Origin of the sequence: Pseudoalteromonas sp. PS5, assembly GCF_004103255.1 — a bacterium.
Taxonomy (GTDB): domain Bacteria; phylum Pseudomonadota; class Gammaproteobacteria; order Enterobacterales; family Alteromonadaceae; genus Pseudoalteromonas; species Pseudoalteromonas peptidolytica.
The window spans coordinates 26,323-40,774 of sequence record NZ_RCSQ01000089.1 but is presented as its reverse complement, the minus strand read 5'-3'; the positions used below and the strand labels follow the sequence as shown (position 1 = coordinate 40,774).

At 43.0% G+C, this 14,452-nt stretch carries 14 protein-coding genes and 1 other RNA gene; 13 read left to right on the top strand and 2 right to left on the bottom strand.

The window, feature by feature from the left end; translation table 11 throughout:
• The first annotated feature begins 16 nt into the window (after positions 1-16).
• The 12 genes from D9603_RS12665 to D9603_RS12610 all read left to right on the top strand — a co-directional run bounded on the left by D9603_RS12665 (position 17) and on the right by D9603_RS12610 (position 10,357).
• Entirely contained in the window at positions 17-721 is a 705-nt protein-coding gene (locus tag D9603_RS12665; protein ID WP_125251145.1) for an ABC transporter ATP-binding protein, read from the top strand.
• A complete protein-coding gene (locus D9603_RS12660; protein ID WP_128731587.1) occupies positions 712-2,001 on the top strand; it encodes an ABC transporter permease in 1,290 nt (429 codons plus the stop codon). The genes D9603_RS12665 and D9603_RS12660 overlap by 10 nt, the downstream gene beginning before the upstream one ends.
• 3 nt (positions 2,002-2,004) lie before the next feature.
• Complete coding sequence (locus D9603_RS12655) at positions 2,005-3,186, top strand: ABC transporter permease (RefSeq protein WP_128731586.1); 1,182 nt, start codon at positions 2,005-2,007, stop codon at positions 3,184-3,186.
• Positions 3,187-3,230: 44 nt separating this feature from the next.
• Positions 3,231-3,601: RNase P RNA component class A (rnpB, locus tag D9603_RS12650), an RNA gene on the top strand.
• 227 nt (positions 3,602-3,828) lie between these two features.
• Entirely contained in the window at positions 3,829-5,304 is a 1,476-nt protein-coding gene (locus D9603_RS12645) for a serine hydrolase domain-containing protein (RefSeq protein WP_128731585.1), read from the top strand.
• A gap of 189 nt (positions 5,305-5,493) precedes the next feature.
• Positions 5,494-6,513, top strand: a complete 1,020-nt coding sequence (gene dusA / locus D9603_RS12640; RefSeq protein WP_128731584.1) for a tRNA dihydrouridine(20/20a) synthase DusA — start codon at positions 5,494-5,496, stop codon at positions 6,511-6,513.
• A gap of 179 nt (positions 6,514-6,692) precedes the next feature.
• Entirely contained in the window at positions 6,693-7,349 is a 657-nt protein-coding gene (locus D9603_RS12635; protein ID WP_128731583.1) for a PspA/IM30 family protein, read from the top strand.
• Positions 7,350-7,396: 47 nt separating this feature from the next.
• Positions 7,397-7,606 (top strand): PspC domain-containing protein, encoded by a 210-nt coding sequence (locus tag D9603_RS12630; protein WP_128731582.1) that lies wholly within the window; start codon positions 7,397-7,399, stop codon positions 7,604-7,606.
• A 23-nt stretch (positions 7,607-7,629) separates the two neighbouring features.
• Positions 7,630-7,971, top strand: coding sequence for a hypothetical protein (locus D9603_RS12625; protein ID WP_125251138.1), 342 nt, complete (start codon positions 7,630-7,632; stop codon positions 7,969-7,971).
• A 92-nt stretch (positions 7,972-8,063) separates the two neighbouring features.
• Complete coding sequence (locus D9603_RS12620; RefSeq protein ID WP_128731581.1) at positions 8,064-8,588, top strand: copper chaperone PCu(A)C; 525 nt, start codon at positions 8,064-8,066, stop codon at positions 8,586-8,588.
• A gap of 16 nt (positions 8,589-8,604) precedes the next feature.
• Entirely contained in the window at positions 8,605-9,591 is a 987-nt protein-coding gene (locus D9603_RS12615) for a DUF2333 family protein (protein ID WP_125251136.1), read from the top strand.
• A gap of 4 nt (positions 9,592-9,595) precedes the next feature.
• Positions 9,596-10,357, top strand: coding sequence for a TIGR04219 family outer membrane beta-barrel protein (locus tag D9603_RS12610; protein WP_128731580.1), 762 nt, complete (start codon positions 9,596-9,598; stop codon positions 10,355-10,357).
• 269 nt (positions 10,358-10,626) lie between these two features.
• Here the strand turns inward: D9603_RS12610 and D9603_RS12605 are convergent, their stop codons facing one another.
• Both D9603_RS12605 and D9603_RS12600 read right to left on the bottom strand, forming a co-directional pair.
• Positions 10,627-11,505: a TIGR03899 family protein gene (locus D9603_RS12605; protein WP_125251134.1), complete on the bottom strand. Its 879-nt coding sequence runs from the start codon at positions 11,503-11,505 to the stop codon at positions 10,627-10,629.
• A gap of 1 nt (position 11,506) precedes the next feature.
• Entirely contained in the window at positions 11,507-11,989 is a 483-nt protein-coding gene (locus D9603_RS12600; protein ID WP_125251133.1) for a hypothetical protein, read from the bottom strand.
• 220 nt (positions 11,990-12,209) lie between these two features.
• Here D9603_RS12600 and D9603_RS12595 point away from each other — a divergent pair, with 220 nt between their 5' ends.
• Positions 12,210-14,399, top strand: coding sequence for an EAL domain-containing protein (locus D9603_RS12595; RefSeq protein ID WP_128731579.1), 2,190 nt, complete (start codon positions 12,210-12,212; stop codon positions 14,397-14,399).
• Positions 14,400-14,452 lie beyond the last annotated feature (53 nt).

Below are 14,452 nucleotides of genomic sequence, written 5' to 3'. Positions count from 1 at the left end.
AATAAGAGGAAGTAAGATGTCAAAAGCCATTATCAAAGCCAGTGAACTCGGAAAGTATTATCAAGTCGGTAATATTAAGACGCAGGTTTTTAACTCGCTGTCATTTGCAGTTGAGGAAGGAGAGTTTGTTTCTATCGTTGGGCCATCCGGTGCAGGAAAAACAACGTTACTAAATACAATCGGGTTGTTGGAGAAGTTTCAGTCTGGGCGCTTACAAGTAGCGGGAGCAGACGTTGCAACAATGAAAGACCAACAGCTTTCGCAGCTGAGAAATCAATATATTGGGTTTATTTTTCAAAATTTTAATTTATTACCTGAGATGACGGTGCTAGATAACGTGATGTTGCCGCTAGAAATAGCGGGTGTCTCCTCTGCCATAGCAAAAGAAAAAGCGGTATATCAGCTGGAAAGGATGGGACTAAAAGGGCGAATGGATCATAAGCATTTCTTGCTCTCTGGAGGTCAGCAACAACGGGTTGCGATTGCGCGTGCATTGATTTCAGAGCCTAAAGTTATCCTCGCCGATGAACCAACAGGGAATTTGAACTCGCAAATGGCAATGGAAATTATGAAACTGTTGAAAGAAATTAATGCAGAAGGCACTACCATTTTGATGGTGACGCATGATGAGCATTTATCACAGTTGGCAACGAGGCAAATTATGTTGTCGGACGGTAATATCATAGAGTCTCAGCAGCAGGAGTTAGCTTCATGCGGTTAGGCTCGTTAGTTAATAATCTTAAGTCACAGAGTTTGATTAGTGCATTAGTTATATTACTTATCGCCACCGGTCTTGGGGCATTTGGCACTACCTATTCTGTGTATCACGTCATGTCTAGCAATCCAATGTCATATGCTGAGCACACCACAAGATATGTGTTGTTAGATGATTGGAGTCCAGACAAAGAGTTTGACTTTTCTCCGCCGCTTCTGAGCTATCAAGATGCAAAGCAGCTCGCAGCACTGAACGAAATGGGGAAAAGTGCTTTAACTTACGACTCAAAGCTGGTGTCACAAGTACCTGATTCGCCTTATATCTATGAATTCACAGCCAGAGCTACCACCCCCGACTTTTTTTCCATATTTGCGATACCATTTCGATATGGAAATGCTTGGTCTATGCAAGATGAGCATGATGAAACTGAGGTGGTAGTTTTGTCTCAACAAGCAAACGCGCAATTATTTAACGGTATAAATAGCGTTGGTAAAACGCTAATGCTAGATAATCGTCCATATACGGTTGTCGGTGTGCTGTTTGAATTTAGCATGACACCTAAGATATACGATTTACATGTAGCGCCATACTCAGATATTGAGGGCGTGTTCATTCCATTTTCTACCGCAGTTAAAAACAGTGTCTTGCCACACGGGCGCTTATTAGGGTGGCGCAATGAGCCGCTGAGTGGTTTTCAGGACGTGTTTAATACCACCATGATCTGGCTACAGCTGTGGGTTAGTTTTGACAATGGCGCACAAATGCAAGCCTATGAGCAGCGTGTGGCTGGGTATGCAAACGCACTACACCAATCTGGCCGAATGTTACGCGGTCAAGATAAATTTAGACTACTGACCCCATCTCAATGGTTGCGTGAAAACGAAGTAGTTAATAGTGATAGTCAATTTCTACTCTTTTTGGCGATTGTATTTTTATTAATTTGCTTGCTCTGTGTTGCTGGGTTGCTCTTTGCAAGTTATGCCTCAAGACAACATGCCTTGAACGTATACCGAGCCATAGGTGCATCAAAGCAATATCTCATAAAACTGTTGTTAGCGGAGTTAAGTGTTTTAACTGCACTTGGATGTTTGCTAGGCGTGATATTTATAGCAATAGGGCTGTCTTACATGGAGCTTCTGTATGGCAGCAGTTATGCACAGGTCGCCAATATGAATGTAGTGCCGGTGATGTTGGCAGTGGCAACATGCTTTATTGGTGTATTCTTGGCCAGTGCATTGCCAATAGGTAAGTACTGTAATGCTGATGGGTTAACGGTGCAGAGGTAAGAAATGATAATAAAAACAACACTTCAATTTTTAGCGTATCGAAAACTCCCTTATTTGTTGATGGCCGTTATTATTGCCTTAGCCTTGTTGGTGATGGTGAATGCCGCAGCGGTACTGAACAAATCACAAGGAGAGATAAAGCATACGCCTTATTTTGGTGAAACAACATTCTCGGTATGGCTCAAGTACCTTGAGCAGGATGTTGACTATGATATGCAAGCGAAAAAGGATGAGGCAATACTACTAGCGATGGCTGAAGTGGAGACTGTCAGTTTTGCGACCCCCGTGCCATTTGGAGGCGGCGGTCCTGAGCTGAAGTTACAGCAGCCCAATAGCAATGATGAATTAACCAGTAGTGTGTTTTATGCCGATGAACAGTTTGTCCCAACCCTAGCGGTGGACATCATTGCAGGTAGAAACTTTATTTCGAATGATGTGGTCAGTAGTGATGAAGATGCCAGTGTGGCCTTAATCAACAAGGCGCTCGCACTCAAGTTATTTGGTGAATATTCTGTTGTTGGCAAAGTTATCACCGCAGGTGATAGTAGCTATACCATAGTAGGAGTGATTGATCCGCTGGTGGGCGCAAACTTTAAATCTACACGAGGCCAGTTTGTGGTCGTGCTACCCCAAGTGAAGCTGGGCAAGTGGACATCGATGTTAGTGAAATTTGCGCCAGATACAAACACTGCGATAGCACAAAGTATGCTGGAGAACGCGCTGCAACAGCAAGCGCTAAAGCGAGTAATAGCAAAAAGCGGCGCATTACCAAGCTATCGCGCTGCTGGATTGAGAAAAGATTTTGCATTGAGCGCTATGCTATCTGCTGTGATGGGGGCATTTATGTTGGTGGTTTTTGCAACTGTCTGGGGGGTCGTAAAGTTTAACTTTGTGGCGAGACAAAAAACTATGGGAATATTACGTGCGCTTGGGATCAGTCACCGCAAACAAAGCATCGCCGTTGCCGGAGAGTTTACCCTTGTTTGCATGCTTGGGGTGCTTTTGGGAGGATTGTTATCGTTATTGCTGAGTCCTTGGTTGCAAAGTCAATTTTCAATAGAGCCACTTCAAGTCGAGTATATACTTGGATTCGGAGCCGGTCTGCAAATACTGGTGTTAGTCATTGTTCAACTGCACCTAATGAAATGCCAAAAGCAAACTATTGCAGAAACAATTTATCAATAATGGGCTATATCTATTTGGCACAATACTGCGTATAATCCACCGCCTGAGTCAGCCGGATAATCGCTGCCTGTGACGAAAATGATCAGGGGGAGGAAAGTCCGGGCTCCAATGGGCAGGGTGCCAGCTAACGGCTGGGGGGCGTGAGCCTACGACAAGTGCAGCAGAGAGAAGACCGCCTAAGTCCTTCTGGACCGGTAAGGGTGAAAGGGTGCGGTAAGAGCGCACCGGGCCACTGGTAACAGTTGGTTGCAAGGTAAACTCCACCCGGAGCAAGACCAAATAGGGTTCCTTATGGTGTGGCCCGCATCGGAACCGGGTAGGTTGCTTGAGCCTAGGAGCGATCCTAGGCCTAGACGAATGATTATCGATCTCCCTCGGGAGAGAACAGAACCCGGCTTATAGGCTGACTCACACCTCAAGCGTAAACATCCCAACATGAGATGTTTACGCTTGAGACTTCCACTTTACTACTTCTTGTTAAATACACCACTTGTTTGTCCATCTCACCACTTTTTATTAATTCTTTTACTACAAATAGCTCTGGATTTAATTTAACCTTTTGATTATAAATGAATTTTAATGTTGGTATAGTACTTGGAAAGATAGCACTATCTCTCAAACGAAATGAGCAATGGAACGAACATGTATAAGAACAACAAAGTATTATTATCAACTGTACTATGGCTTGGCACGCTGTTATGGTCAGCATTATTTTCATCTTTGGTCAAAGCTGAGTCGGTCGATAAGCTGATCAAAACCCTCATGAAAGAAAGACACATCCCGGGCTTACAGTTGGCCGTTATTAAAGACGAAAAAGTTGTTAAGCAAGGAAGTTATGGTTTTGCAGATTTACAGCATCAAGTACCAGTGACGGAGCAGACATTATTTCCGATTAACTCGATGACAAAGGCGTTTACCGGTGTTGCAATTGTGCAGCTCGCTGAGCAAGGCTATTTAAATATTGATGATGAAATTGGTAAGCACTTACCGGAGTTACCAGAGGCTTGGCAGCCACTCAAAATTAATCAGTTAATGGGTCATACAACTGGGTTACCGCCTATCCTCGAATTAAGTGCTGGCTTAGAAACCATTGTACCAAACGATGCAGAGGCCTCATGGCAAGCTGTACAAAAGCAGCCTTTTCAATTTACACCTAATTCGCGTTTTAGTTATAACCAAACTGGCTATGTGATTTTGGGTAAAATCATTGATAAATATGTACCAGAAGGGTTTCCTGCTTTTATTACCAAGATGCAGTTAGTACGCGCTAATATGCCGCAAACGGCGCAAGCTGGATTTGATTATCTTGAACGCATGGTGCCTCATCAAGCTCGTCAATATATTCATTTGGGCGAGGGGAATTATAAAAACTTTTACGGTGAATTCCCTTACATACTAAGAACCGCAGCAGGAATGAGCTCAACGGCAACAGAATTGGCTAATTATCTTGTATCGTTACAACAAGGTAAGCTAGTTAAAGAGCTGGATATGCTATGGACACCAGTTAAGCTGAATAATGGTCGCACTGAAGCCTTTAACAACAAAGAAAACGGCTATGCAATGGGCTGGCAGGTAACGCAGCGTAAATATCACCCAGCTATCAGTGCTAGCGGTGGCGACGCGGTGACAGTGATCACCTATCCTGAAGACAAGGTGTCAGTAATCGTGCTTACTAATCTACTGGGCGGGTTACCCATTACTTTTGTCGATGATATTGCCGCGTATTATATTCCAGAATTTAATGAGCCAAGTAAGCAAAAGGCCTATCAGCCGATGGCATACTTATCGCAGCTCACAGATGAGCTAGGCTTTAGCAACTTTGCCGCGACGTTTGCAACAGCGCAGCAAGATACTGGCGTAATGTATGATTTAGAGATTTTGGTGGAGTGGGGCAACAATCTTGTTGAAAATGGCCAAGTTAATAATGGCATTGAAATCTTTAAATTTGTGCTGACGCAAAATAACGAGCAGCCTTATTACCACAGCAGTATCGCACAAGCGTATGAGTTAAATAAGCAATATGCGCAAGCATTTGCGCACTACCAGCAACTACTTACCATCAGCCCAAATAGCCAGTTTGCAAAAAATAAAATGGCGGAAGTAGAGCGTTATCTATAAGTCATCAAAAGGCCACAAGCCCGGCAGCTTAAGAGCCGCAAGTTCAAGGGCTTGCGGCTTTTTTGTGTATTTATACTTAAGAAGTATTAGAAGCTGCGGTATAATACGCAATCACCTATTTGAGCTATGTACTGCTATAGATAATTAGTACTGCTCGTTGATAGCAAATCTGATTGAGAAAGCCATACCATGAGCCAACAACCAACTCCGCCCTTAGCGCCACAAACACCGAACCACTGCGTTGATGCCTTTCGCCGCTTTAGCGTTGCACCCATGCTGGATTGGACGGATCGACATTGCAGAACCTTTCACCGTAAACTGACAAAACATGCGGTACTTTATACTGAGATGATCACCACAGGTGCGATTATTTTTGGTAAAGGGGATTATTTGGCATTTGGTGCGCATGAATTGCCGGTAGCGCTACAATTGGGTGGCTCTGATCCTAAAGCATTAGCAGAATGCGCTAAACGCGCAGAAGAATATGGCTACAGTGAAGTAAACCTGAATGTAGGTTGCCCGTCAGATCGTGTGCAAAATGGTCGCTTTGGGGCGTGTTTAATGGCTGAACCTCAGCTCGTTGCCGACTGTGTGGCCGCAATGAAGGCGCAAGTGAGTATTCCGGTTACAGTAAAGACACGCATCGGTATTGATGAACAAGACTCTTATGAGTTTCTCACGGCGTTGATTGAAGCTTCAAAGGCCGTCGGCTGTGATGATTTTATTATCCATGCTCGAAAAGCGTGGTTGCAAGGGTTAAGCCCGAAAGAAAATCGCGAGATCCCACCGCTTGATTACCCCCGTGTTTATCAATTAAAGAAAGACTACCCTGATCTGCACATAAGTATTAATGGTGGTGTTAAAACCCTTGAGGAGTGTCAGCACCATTTGGCTCATCTTGACGGTGTAATGGTTGGCCGCGAAGCCTACAGTAACCCGTTTATGCTGTCGCAAGTTGATGAGCTACTGTATGGCGAAGCTGCGTTTACGCAAACTCGCCATCAGGTGGTAAGAAGCATGTATGACTACTTTGAAAGTGAGATGTCGAATGGCGCAAACTTTTGGCATATCGCGCGTCATATGTTGGGTATTTTTCAAAACCAACCTGGTGCGCGAGGCTTTCGCCGTCACTTATCAGAAAATGGCCACAAAAAAGAGGCAGGTATCGAGGTGATGGAAAAGGCACTGTCTTTTGTGCCTGAAGTGTAAAATATATTACTCCCACCTTCAGTGTGAAAAAGACGATTTTATCGTCTTTTTCACTATTTAATGCTTTTCAATTAATCTGGCTACCTTCTAAAAAATATATAACCTCATGATTTAATTTTGTTTTTATTTTTGGCACGGCTCTTGGAATAGTTTAACTATATTATAAAAGGAGCCGAACAATGACCATCATCAACAGAATTGAAGATCTTATCAAAGCAGAATTTAACGCGTTACTAGACAGAGCTGAAGATCCACAAAAACTGACATCTCAGTTAATTCGTGATTTAGAAGAGGCGCTAGCTGACTGTCGTGCAACCGCTGCGGAGTTTATTTGTCAGCAAAAAATTGCACAGCGCCAAATTGAGCAAGCAAATAACGCTTCTGCAACGTGGCAAAGCAAAGCTGAACATGCACTTGAAAAAGGTCGTGAAGATCTCGCTCGCTCTGCCCTTGAGCAAAAGCAGCGAGAAATAGAAAAAGCGCAAGAAGCACAGCAAAAGGTTGATGACCTAGCCCCGGCACTAGAAAAACTCAGTGCAGATGCTGATAAGTTGCAAAGCAAAATCCAACAGTTGAAAGCAAAAGAGAAAGGAATGCTACGCCGCCTGGAGGCAGGGCAAGCAAGGCTACATATTAAGCAAACACTAAGTAGTGATGAAATGCGCTCAGCGACACGCAAATTTGATGAGTTGGAGCGTAAAGTGGTGCGGATAGAGGCTGAAGTAGAGTCTTACGATTTGGGGCAGCCTGATGTGTGGCAACGCTTTGAAGATGAGCAAAAGCAACAGCAAATTGACGATGAGCTGGCACAATTGAAGCAAAAAATAGCGAGCTAAGCTCGCTTTAAATGACGGCTGAACAACTAAAGCAAAAGGGGATTAAGATGAAAAATAGATATCAATCAACACTGTCTCAAATGAATAGTTCAAAGAAAATCGGCGGCGTTTGTGCGCAATTAGCACAACGCTTTGATATGCCAATTTGGCTAACGCGTTTACTTACAGTACTACTGTTTTTTAAGTTCCCAATGTTTGTAATGTTGGTCTACGGTGTGGCGTGGTTTGCGATGCCAAAAGCCAAATACGATAACTAAGACAAGGTGGCGAGGTAGGCACTATGAAAGTTGTTGCCGGTATATTTTTTGCGTTGGTATGTTTATTGGCGCTTTCGTGGGTGTCGCTACCACTAATGTGGCTGGACATCAGCGACTTGCAATTGGAAATGGGTGTTGACCTAGGTTGGGTCGGTTTTGAGATATTGGCGTTGCTTTTGGCAATCGTGGCCTTGGTGGTAATAGTTGCACTCCTTAGTGCAGGTATTTTAGGTCTACTCCTTATTGTGTTCATTGGGCTAGTAATGACACTGCTATTTAATTCGCTGATTGTCCTATTTCCACTCATCTGTATTATTGCGATAGTGTGGCTAGTGGTTGATAAGTCTGCTCAGGCGCAAGCTTGAGCCTTTGACTCATATTGATGTAGGAGATAAAAACACGCTAAATTGGGATCTGTGATATAGTTATTTGCATTATAATTCCAAGGAAAGCCAATATGAAATCAAGTGTAATCAAAACCTTATTTTTTGCTTTATCAACTTTTATCGGCTTTAATGCTTTTTCTCATCAAAACGATGAGCAAGCTCACCATCATCATAGTTCTGAGCAGCTTATGGTACACAGCGCGACGGTACGTGCGTTTTTACCGGCAGCGCCCTCAACAGCGGGTTATCTTGTTATCGACAACCTAACCCAACACGACAAAATACTAGTGAAGGCGTCGCTTGAGGGGGTGAAACGCGTTGAAATTCATGAACATATTCACAAAGAAGACATGATGACTATGCAGCGTGTCGATGAGTTGACGATCCCAGCAGGAAAGTCAGTGGTATTTCAACCTGGCGGGTATCACTTAATGGTTTTTGAGCCACTTAAGACACTAAAAGTCGGTGATAAGCACAAGCTTACGCTATATTTTGCTGATGGTGATCGAGTCTACACGATGGCAGATATCGTGGCACTTGCAGATATGTTTGGTGGTAAAGCAAAGTCAGACACACCACATCACACTCATCATTAACTCTGTGGGGTATTAAATGGGAAATCATACGGGAAAAATCATCTCTGGTATTATCGCTGTCATACTGCTTGGGTATGTTATTGCTGTTTACTGGAGTGTCGAGCCGGATCAGTTTGACGTTGTCGCAGCTGCAAAGGCAGATGCGCAGAAAAATGGTAATACATTAGTTACTGGATATGTGACAACACATACCTTGATAAAAGTGACGGATACCTTGCTGAATAAGCCTGGAGGCTATTTATCTAATGATATGATGCCACCAAGTGTAATAATGGATAATATGCCTGCTTGGGAGTATGGCGCGCTTGAAATGACACGAGATCTTACGCTTTCGATGCGCAAAGACTTCAGTCGTTCACAATCTCAATCGACAGAACACCCAAGTTTAAAATTAGCTCAACCACAGTTTAATATCAGCTCAACGGCGTGGATGTGGCCAAGTGCTGAAGGTGAATACCAAAAAGGCAACGATTTGTTGCGCCAGTATTTGACGCAAATTTCTGATAACAGTAATCGTGATAGTCAATTTTATGCGCGCGCTGACAACCTGAGAGCTTGGCTAAAAGAAGCTGAAAAACGTATGGGTAGTTTAAGCCAAAGACTCAGCGCCAGTGTTGGTCAAGATAGGCTGAACACAGATTTAGCTGGCGACTCGGCTGCTGATCAGGCAACATCGGCTCCTAGTCATAATGTGGTGAAAACCTCTTGGTGGAAAATTGACGATGTATTTTACGAAGCAAGAGGCGCTACCTGGGCGTTACTGCATTACCTAAAAGCAGTTGAACATGATTTTAGGCCGGTACTCGAAAAGAAAAATGCGTTGGTGAGCCTCCAACAGATCATTAGAGAACTAGAAGCAACACAGGAAACAGTGTGGAGCCCTATGGTTTTAAACGGTAGTGGGTTTGGCTTAGTGGCGAACCATTCGTTGGTTATGGCAAATTATATTTCGCGAGCCAATGCGGCTCTTATCGAACTTAGTGAACTTTTAGCGCAAGGATAACATCATGAAAAAACACTTTTTAGCAGCGGCATTATCTCTCGCTTGCCTAGCGCCGGCTGCGCATGCAGATACGGTACTTGGACTTTATGTCGGTGCAGAAGGGTGGGATACCGAAACCGAAGGAAGCTTTGCTGAAAAAGGCAATATGCAAACCTTTAATTTTGACGACGAGACGTTTACTAGCTTTTATGCGGCATTGGAGCACCCAGTACCTTTAGTGCCAAATATCAAGTTGCGCTACACCGAACTCGAATTAGCGGGTCAAACGACGCTGACCGAGTCTTTTGACTTTGGCGGCCAAGTGTACACGGTGGGTACCAATGCAACGACGAGTGCCGATCTAAACCATATTGATTATACGCTGTACTACGAAGTACTAGACAGTGACTTGTTGACGTTTGACTTTGGTTTGAACTTCAAACAATTTGACGGCTCAATTATGGTTACAGGTACTGCGAATGGCCAAACTAGAACGGAAGAAGTTGAGTTTTCGGGCTTTGTACCTTTAGGTTACTTACGTGGTGAAGTTGGATTACCATTAACTGGGCTAAGCATTTTTGCTGAGGGCAGTATGTTGGCGATTGACGATAGTAAAATTCAAGATTATCAAGTAGGTCTTGCTTACGAGTTCATCGATAATATGGCTGTTGATGTTGCCGTTAAAGTAGGTTATCGCTCAATGGTACTTGAGTTAGATGATATTGATGATATTTATACTGATTTAGATGTATCGGGACCTTTTGCTGGGATCCAGTTACATTTCTAACTTAAAAACAGCTATAAAATGATAAATAACCTGAGCTTTAGAGCATTAATGCCTTTCTAGCAGCCAGTTTTAGCGCTAACTGCGTTGAATTCACTCCCAATTGCCAACTATTGGGAGTAAACTCGCCTTGCCTACAGAATGTAGGTACCTTAGCGAGAGCAGGACACGGGAGCGGATTTTTCCCTAAAGCTCTGGCTAGACAAGGGGAAAACTAAGTTGTGTTTTAGCAACAATGAGTTGGAACATTCTTTATCCAAACCTCTGGTTAGTTATCTACTTTCCCACTCTAGTAAAAACTCATTCTCTAGTGCTTTTTCTAGTAGTTGCTTATAGTTTTTGTTGATTGGATTTTGTAGTAGCTTTTTCAGCTCATCTCCTGTCTGCGTTAGTTTGTAGTAACTTAATACGAGGTCATTAGACTTGGCTGTCAGTGTGAGCTTTTTACGCTGATAAACCAGCTGCATAGATTGCCCTTTTTGCAAAGAAGCAGACTCTATCTCTTGTCGATACAGGATATTGATATCCATGAGTGTCAGTACGTTCGGAAAGCTTAACCCCGCCTGGCTAAGGTTTACAGATTCAGTACTGCCTTTTCTCAACAAATCAAAAATAGATGGCTTTTTATAGTAACCGTGAAGTATCAAATAGCTATCTTCTTTTTCCAAGTAACCGCAAAGCGGTGCACACTTTTGCAGTGCCGTTGCTTCGCGTTGTGTCATCATTTTCAATGTTTGCAAACTTTTAATTGAAAATGTACCAGGGTTGATACTTTCGCCGACTAAAATCTTTGCCCATAACTTTTGCATTGAGTGATTGGCAATGTCTTCAGCCATCGTATTAAAGTGCGCTAGCCAATCTGGATCTGGTCGACCTCTTGAAGTTACCTCAGGGCAGATTGTGAGTGACATGCCCATAATAGTTTCTAAATTTTGCTGCTGTTGGATTTTTATCAATTGCTGACGCTTTAGCGCGCGCTTCAGCGTGCTGTGCGGGGTGCTGACGGTATATTGATTATCTTTGTTCTTATCAGACTGGTAATGGTCATTCTGTGTCACGAGAGGAGTGATCCTTTTGACCATTGGGTAGCCAAGCTGCTCTTCAATAGAAAGTGCCAGTGCTGACTTTACCTGTGCATTTTTGACTGCCATATCATGCTCTTAATTTATAATGTGTGTTCATATGGTTAACGGCAGAGTCTGTGATTTGCTGCAAATATTGCTGCATAAATAGGGCAATAAAGCTTCCTAAAAATGGAGTATTCACTCTGCCTTCGATGGAGACCATTAATTGTGTATCGGCTTGTGCAGTCAATAAGTTAAGGGTTATGTTGGCAAAGTGTTCATCATCAATATATAAAGATAACCCAAGATGTTGAGCCGTACTTTTGGTCACGGTTAACTCAGCTTCGCCCCATGGATGGACTAAAACCGCTGAACTACCTACGTGTTGCTTCTTTGGGAGTATTCGAAAATAAACACTCTGTGTTGATTGCCAATTAAATAGTGTTGGCCAGTGAGTTAACACAAGGGGAGTTAGCGCAGTGTTCGTTACTTCAGCTCTGCTTTGCTTCACTACTTTATAGTCGTGCGGCATCGCTAATCCTGAAATGATAATCAGCAGTGCTAGAAGCATCAGCGTTCTCATGGGAGTCGATAGTCGTTTGATACAAAATCCTCTTTAGTAAAAAGTATGCTAAATCATCTATTTTGTTCTATGCTCGACTATAATATTTCACGTTTTTTAATCAAACTGAACTGTAATAGTAAAAATGTACCATATTTTATTTGATGGTAAACACTGCGTTGGATCAGTGCCTATAATTAAAGAGTAGTACGGATTTAAAGGGTAAAGCATGGCACCTGAGCAAGATGATTATTTGTTTGCAGAGCACGATGAAGTTACTCAAGAAGAAGAAATAACAAGTGCTTTTTGGGATGTATTAGTTGTTGATGATGATCCAGAAATTCATTCTGTTACTAAACTTGCTCTGTCAAACCTAGAATTTTGGGGTAAAAGACTCAGGTTTTTGCATGCCTATTCAGGCGCTGAGGCAATCGAAATACTAAAACAGCAAAATGACATTAGCATTATGCTGCTTGATGTTGTGATGGAAACCGATGACGCTGGTCTTAATGTGGTGCGTAGGGTTCGTGAAGAAATTAAAAATATGGCAGTGCGAATTATCATGCGTACTGGTCAGCCAGGTTATGCGCCTGAAGAAAAAGTCATTAGAGAGTTTGATATTAATGACTATAAAATGAAGACGGAGCTTACACGTAGCAAGCTTGTTACCTCCCTACTTACCGCAATTCGATCTTATCAACAGATCTGTGAACTTGAAGCCCAAAGCCATGCGCTTGAGCACATATTAACTGCTTCTCGAGCCATACTTGGTCACACCGATATGAGTTCCTTTGCCGCCGCAGTGGTCGCACAATTGGCTAATATACTAAGGGCGCCTGGTGAAGGGGTGGTGATAGGTTCCCCTGAGGATGAAGTGCACTTGCGGGTGTTTGGTGGTAGTGAGGAATATCGGGCATTTTTTGGTCATGGTATTGAGCAGCTCGATAATGGCCGCGTTATCATGCAGGTGCAAAACTGTATTGATACAGAAACACATCAATCTACCGAGCATGATGTTACATTTTTACTGGAGAGTAAAAACAAAAAAGCTGCGATATTCTTAGAGCTGGAGGCTGAGCCATCCGCGGCACAACTGAAGTTTGCGGAAATATTTTTAACCAATGTTGGTGTCGGCTTGGACAATATTAAATTATTTCACGAATTACGTGAGGTAGCGTACAAGGACAATCTCACTAAACTTCCAAACCGCACTAATTTCATTGAGAAGATTGAGGGCTACTTTAACCAACAGCAGTCGCTTGTATTTATCCTCATCGATATTGCCCAATTTTCAGACATTAATAATGGTTTGGGACAGGAGGTTGGTAATTTGTTACTGCAAGGGGTTGCAGAGCGTATTGCTATGGAATTTCCTGAAGCCCAGCTGATATCAAGGATAGGTGCTGACGTCTTTGGTTTGTTATTAGCAGAGGCACAATTTGACGAAGCATCATTTATAGACAACTTATGCGTGCCGTATCAAGTTGGTGAACATGTGTTGACAATGCACTTTCATATCGGCGTATGCCGCCAAGAGGACTTTCAGGCGCAAGGTATAGAAACCCTAAAGCTGGCATATATTGCCTTGAACCAAGCTAAACAATCTAGTATTCCACTTGATTGGTATACGCCTGACCTTGAAGAAAAAATGGCGTGGAAGCTCGGCTTGATCAGGCAGCTTCGCCAAGACTTTGAGATGAATAAGCTAGAAGTGTGGTATCAACCACAATTTTCTATTGCAGATCGAAAAGTGATTGGCTGTGAAGCGTTACTACGGTGGCCTTCTGGAAATGGTAACTACATTTCACCAGGGATTTTTGTGCCTTTGGCAGAGAATGCAGGCTTAATCGTCGAGATAGGTCAGTGGGTGCTAGAGCAAGCTTGTCAACTTCAAGCGACTTTACAGCAGCAAGGGTATGGTAATTTAAGTGTTGCGGTGAACGTATCAGTACCCCAGTTTAAAGTTCCTCATTATGCACAACAAGTTAAAGATACCATCCGTGCTTTCAATGTCGATCCCAAGCATATTGAGCTAGAAGTCACAGAAAGTGTCGTTATGGACGAAGTTAACGCGGTGATTAATACACTACAAGAGTTGCAGGAGTTTGGTGTTGAAGTCGCCATTGATGACTTTGGTACAGGCTTTTCTTCTTTAAGTTATTTACAAAGACTGCCGCTTGCTAGATTAAAAATAGACCGCGCTTTTGTGAAAGACATACCGCATGATGACAGCGGTGCGATTGCTGATCTTGTGATCTCACTGAGCCAAATGTTAGGGCTGAAGACGATTGCAGAGGGAGTTGAAACTGAGGATCAAATGGCGGTGCTACAAAAGCTTGGATGTGATGAAGTACAAGGGTTCTTGCTTGCGAAACCGATGCCAGAAAAGAAATTACTGGAGTTCTTAAAGTCAAATTAGTCAATTATGTTGTTAAAATCGGTGCAATTGCTTTTCTTTGTAATGTTGATTAG